The 4,930-nt window shown below is 74.6% G+C and carries 7 protein-coding genes; 5 read left to right on the top strand and 2 right to left on the bottom strand.

Annotation, left to right across the window (positions count from 1 at the left end):
• Window positions 1–27: 27 nt before the first annotated feature.
• Window positions 28–435: a TOBE domain-containing protein gene (locus GTQ99_RS19640; protein WP_166617396.1), complete on the bottom strand. Its 408-nt coding sequence runs from the start codon at window positions 433–435 to the stop codon at window positions 28–30.
• 73 nt (window positions 436–508) lie between these two features.
• The gene (locus GTQ99_RS19645; protein ID WP_166617397.1) at window positions 509–916 is read right to left on the bottom strand and encodes an ankyrin repeat domain-containing protein; all 408 of its coding nucleotides are present in this window, start codon (window positions 914–916) and stop codon (window positions 509–511) included.
• Window positions 917–1,071: 155 nt separating this feature from the next.
• On the opposite strand from GTQ99_RS19645, the gene GTQ99_RS19650 reads away from it, so the two are divergent.
• From GTQ99_RS19650 to GTQ99_RS19670, 5 genes are all read left to right on the top strand, one after another.
• A complete protein-coding gene (locus tag GTQ99_RS19650; RefSeq protein ID WP_166617398.1) occupies window positions 1,072–1,830 on the top strand; it encodes a sugar phosphate isomerase/epimerase family protein in 759 nt (252 codons plus the stop codon).
• Window positions 1,827–2,939 (top strand): Gfo/Idh/MocA family protein, encoded by a 1,113-nt coding sequence (locus tag GTQ99_RS19655; protein WP_166617399.1) that lies wholly within the window; start codon window positions 1,827–1,829, stop codon window positions 2,937–2,939. The genes GTQ99_RS19650 and GTQ99_RS19655 overlap by 4 nt, the downstream gene beginning before the upstream one ends.
• A 177-nt stretch (window positions 2,940–3,116) precedes the next feature.
• Complete coding sequence (locus GTQ99_RS19660) at window positions 3,117–3,854, top strand: DedA family protein (protein WP_240897794.1); 738 nt, start codon at window positions 3,117–3,119, stop codon at window positions 3,852–3,854.
• Window positions 3,855–3,878: 24 nt separating this feature from the next.
• A complete protein-coding gene (locus tag GTQ99_RS19665; RefSeq protein WP_166617401.1) occupies window positions 3,879–4,304 on the top strand; it encodes an acyl-CoA thioesterase in 426 nt (141 codons plus the stop codon).
• Window positions 4,305–4,316: 12 nt separating this feature from the next.
• Window positions 4,317–4,930 (top strand): VTT domain-containing protein (locus tag GTQ99_RS19670; protein ID WP_205707850.1); only part of this gene is annotated, 614 nt, incomplete at its 3' end.

Consider the following 4,930-nt stretch of genomic DNA (forward strand, 5'->3'; position numbering starts at 1 on the left):
GTGCGGCTCCTCCGCGGGCGCGCACCCTCACGAGCGGCCCTGCGCGGTCTCGACGACGACCGTGGTGGCCTTCACGACGGCGGTGGCGCGGCTGCCGGGCTCCAGGTGCAGCTCCTCGGCGGCCTCGCGACTCATGAGCGAGACGACGCGGTGCGGGCCGCACTGCATCTCCACCTGCGCCATGACGCCGTCGGCGACCACGCGGGTGACCAGGCCGGTGAAGCGGTTGCGCGCCGAGCGCCGCACGGCGGCCGGGTCGCTGGCCGCCGCGGCGGCGTGCTCGACGGCGAAGGCCGCCAGCGCGGCGCCGTCGACGACGGTGCGCCCGCCGGCGTCGAGGGTGCTCGGCAGCGCGCCGGCGTCCACCCAGCGGCGGGCGGTGTCGTCGGAGACGCCGAGCAGGTCGGCGACCTCGCGGACGCGGTACAGCGGCACGCGCCCAGCCTAGCCGCAGGTGCGGCTCCAGGAGCCCCTCGCGACCGCACGCGCGGCCGGCGGGGTGGTCGGGTCAGGCGGGACGGGTCCCGTGCGAGCGCAGCAGCTCGGCCATCTCCGGCAGCTCGAAGACCTCGGCGACGGCGAGGCCGGACTGGCGGCCCAGGGCCGGGTCGGCGCCCGCCTCCAGCAGCGCGGTGACGACGTCCGCGGAGCGGCGGAAGACCGCGGCCCCGAGCGCCGTCTGCCCCTTGTCGTTGACGCGGGAGTGGTCGGCCCCGCGCTCCAGCAGCGCGCGGACGGTGTCGAGGTGCACGTGGTAGGCCGCCAGCAGCAGCAGCGTGTCGCCGCCGGAGTTCGTGAGGTCCACCGGCACGCCCGCGTCGACGCGCTCGGCGAGCTCGGCCGTGCGGCCCGCGCGCGCCAGGTCGAAGGTCTCCTGCAGGAAGCGCAGCTCGTCCTCGGTCAGTGCGTCGCTCACCGCCCGATCGTAAGCCGCGCGCCGCAGGCACTGGCGCCGGACGGGGCCCTGCCCGTACCGTGACTGAACCGGTTCGGCCCCGTCCGCGCCGGGACGAGGGCGTCCAGAGAGGGTCGCCCTGCGAGGTGGACCCGAGAGGACGAGAACTACCCCCCATGGCCGATCAGACACTGACCATCGACAAGGTCTCCGTGCAGCTGTACACCGTCCGCGAGGCGCTGGCCGCGGACCTGGGCGGCACGCTGGCGCGGCTGGCGGGCTTCGGGTTCCGCAAGGTCGAGCCCTTCGGGCTGGCCGACTCCGCCGACGCGCTCGCCCCGCTGCTGGCCGAGCACGGCCTCAGCGCCCCCAGCGCCCACGCCAAGGTCGTCGGCGGCGACGTCGACGCCGTCCTGGCCGCCGCCGCCAAGACCGGCACCACCCTCGTCGTCGAGCCGCACGTGGACCCCGCGCGCTGGACCAGCGCCGAGGACGTCGCGGCGATCGCCGCCGAGCTCAACGCCGCCGCCGCGAAGGCCGCCGACGCGGGCGTGACCATCGGCTACCACAACCACCAGTTCGAGCTGGAGAACCGCATCGGCGGCCGGCACGCGCTGGAGGTCCTGGCCGACTCCCTCGACGACTCCGTCGCCCTGGAGGTCGACACCTACTGGGCGGTCGTCGGCGGCGCCGACGTGCCCGAGCTGCTCGGCCGCCTCGGCTCGCGCGTCAAGGCCGTCCACCTCAAGGACGGCGACGGCACGATGGACACCAAGGCGCAGGTCGCCCTCGGCACCGGCAGCCTCGACGTGGCCGCCATCATCGCCGCCGCCGGCGGGGTCGACCTCGGCGTCGTCGAGCTCGACGACACCACCGGCGACGTCTTCGACGCCGTCGCCGCCAGCTACCAGCACCTCACGAAGGCCCTGGCATGAGCGAGCAGCGCACCGGACCCGTCGGCATCGGCATCATCGGCGCCGGCGTCATCAGCGGCACCTACCTCGAGAACCTCACGAGCTTCCCCGACGTGCGGGTGCAGGCCGTCGGCGACCTCTTCCCCGAGGCCGCCAAGGCGCGCGCCGAGGAGCACGGCGTCCCCCGCCACGGCGGCATCGACGCCGTGCTGGAGGACCCCGAGGTCGAGATCGTCGTCAACCTGACGATCCCCTCCGCCCACGTCGACGTCTCCCTGCAGGCCCTGGCGGCCGGCAAGCACGTGTGGAGCGAGAAGCCCGTCGCCCTGGACCTCGAGGGCGGCCAGCGGCTGCTCGGCGCGGCGGACGCGGCGGGCCTGCGCCTGGGCTGCGCCCCCGACACCTTCCTCGGCACCGGCCTGCAGACCGCGCTCAAGGCCCTCGCCCGCGGCGACATCGGCACGCCGCTGACGGCGCTGACGCTCATGCAGTCGCCCGGGCCGGAGTCCTGGCACCCCAACCCGGCCTTCCTCTTCCAGACCGGCGCGGGGCCGCTGTTCGACATCGGCCCCTACTACGTGACGACGCTCGTGCAGGCCTTCGGGGCGGTCGAGTCCGTCGCCGCGATCGGCTCCACGTCGCGCGAGTCGCGCGTCATCGGCTCCGGCCCCAAGGCGGGCGAGAGCTTCGAGGTGACCGTCCCCACGCACGTCAGCGCCCTGGCCCGCTTCAGCAGCGGCCAGAGCTCGCAGAGCACCTTCAGCTTCGACTCCCAGCTGCAGCGGCACGGCTTCGTCGAGATCAGCGGCACCGAGGCGACGCTGGCGCTGCCGGACCCGAACAACTTCGACGGCGACGTGCGGATCATGCGCAAGGGGGGCGAGGACTGGGAGGTCCTGGCCTCCACCAAGGCGCAGTCCACCCGCGGCACCGGGGTGCTGGAGATGGCGCGCGCGCTGCGCGCCGGGCGCCCGCACCGCGTGCAGGGCTCGCTGGCCCACCACGTCCTCGACGTCATGGTGGCCATCGACGAGTCGGTGCGCACCCGGCGGTTCGTCGACGTCGCCAGCACGGTCGAGAAGGCCGCGCCGCTGCCGGACGACTGGGACCCGTTCGCCCGCACGCTCTGAGCGGGCACGCCGGACGGCGGTCGTGGACCGCCGTCCGGCCGAGCCTCACCCGGACGGGGTCCGCCGCACGGTGGACCCCGTCCGCACGTCCACGCAGCTCACGTCATCCCCTGGGCTGATCATCGGCCGCAGCCGTTCCCGGCGCTCCGGGGCGGACTTACCCTGGAGCACGTGCCCTTGCTCGCCGACGTCTCGGCCGTCGTGTCCGCCGCCGTCCCCGCCGCGGCCCCCGCGCTGCTGCCGGACTGGCTGGAGCCGACCGGGCTGCTGAACTCGCTCGGAGGGTGGGCCCTGTGGGGCGCGGCCCTCGTCGTCTTCGCCGAGTGCGGCCTGCTCGTCGGCTTCTTCCTGCCGGGCGACTCGCTGCTGTTCACCGTCGGGCTCTTCCAGCACGAGGGCTTCGTGCCGCACCCGCTGTGGTTCGTCTGCCTCGTGCTGTCGGTGGCCGCCTTCGCCGGCAACGTCACCGGCTACGAGATCGGCCGCAAGGCCGGCCCGGCGATCTTCGACCGGCCGGGCTCGCGGATCTTCAAGCGCAAGCACGTGGAGCAGACGCAGGCGTTCTTCGCCAAGTACGGCGCCCGGGCGATCATCCTGGCCCGCTTCGTGCCGGTCGTGCGCACCTTCATCACCGTCGCGGCCGGCGCCGGGCGCATGCACCGGCGCACCTTCTTCCTCTTCTCCGGCATCGGCGCCGTCCTGTGGGGCACGGGCGTGACGGTCCTCGGCTACGGCCTGGGCAGCATCGCCCTCGTGCGCGAGAACATCGAGATCGGCCTGCTGGCCCTGGTCGTCGTCTCGCTGGTCCCCATCGGCATCGAGGTCCTGCGCGCCCGCGCCAAGGAGCGCAGGGCCGCCCGCATCCCCGCGCAGGTCGCGCCCGTGGACGACAAGGCCCCCGAGACCCAGCGCTGAGCACCCACCGGGCAGGATGACGGGATGGCCCGTCAGCGTCTCCTGCTGTCCCTGCGGTGGGGGGACATGGACGCCTACCGCCACGTCAACAACGTCGAGGTGCTGCGCCTGCTCGAGGAGGCGCGCGTGCGGGCCTTCGGCATGGCCCACCGCGACGGCGGGGTGCCCATGCTCGCCACCGGCATGGTCGTCGCCCGCCACACCGTCGACTACCTCAGCCCCCTGGACTACCGCCTGGAGCCGGTGGCCGTGGACCTGTGGGTCAGCCGCACCGGCGGGGCGAGCTTCGAGGTCTCCTACGAGGTCCTCGAACCCGACGAGGCGGCCGTCGGGGAGCTGCGCACCTACGTGCGCGCCACGACGACGTGCGTGGCCTACGACTTCGCGGCCGGGCGCCCGCGGCGGCTCGGCGACGGCGAGCGGTCCCAGCTGGCCCTGCTGGCCGGCTGAGCGGGGCGCCCCGTGTCCGAGTGGCTGTCCCAGCTCGCCGACCCGAACCTCGAGGAGCTCGGGGCCTACGGGGTGTACGCCCTCGTCTTCGGCATCGTCTTCGCCGAGACGGGCACCCTCGTCGGCTTCTGGCTGCCCGGCAGCACCGTCCTGTTCACGGCCGGCCTGCTCGCCGCCCGCGACGGCTCCCCGCTGTCCCTGCCGGTGCTCGTCGTCGGCGTCACGCTGGCCGCCGTGGTCGGCGACACGGTGGGCTACTGGTCGGGGCGCCGGCTGGGCAGGCCGTGGCTGCTGCGCCGCGCCGGCAGGGCCGCGCAGCACCTGCCGCGGGCCGAGGCCTTCTACGAGCGCTACGGCTGGTTCGCCGTCGTGGGCTGCCGCTACATCCCGTGGCTGCGGGCCTTCACCCCGATCATCGCCGGCACCGCCGCGATGCCCTACGCGAAGTTCGCCAGCGCCAACGTCGTCGGCGCCCTCTCGTGGGGGGCGCTGCTGGTGCTGGCCGGCTACGCGGCCGACTCGCTGCCGTGGGTGCGCTCGCTGGCGTACTCCATCGCCGGCGTCGCCGTCCTCTTCTCGATCCTGGCCCCGCTCGTCGGCTGGCTGCGCCGGCGATGGAGTACGCC

Source organism: Kineococcus vitellinus (assembly GCF_009906315.1).
Lineage (GTDB): Bacteria > Actinomycetota > Actinomycetes > Actinomycetales > Kineococcaceae > Kineococcus > Kineococcus vitellinus.

Coding starts and splice junctions, on each gene's coding strand:
- GTQ99_RS19650 (WP_166617398.1), top strand. CDS start 1,072: ATGGCCGATCAGACACTGACCATCGACAAGGTCTCCGTGCAGCTGTAC.
- GTQ99_RS19655 (WP_166617399.1), top strand. CDS start 1,827: ATGAGCGAGCAGCGCACCGGACCCGTCGGCATCGGCATCATCGGCGCC.
- GTQ99_RS19665 (WP_166617401.1), top strand. CDS start 3,879: ATGGCCCGTCAGCGTCTCCTGCTGTCCCTGCGGTGGGGGGACATGGAC.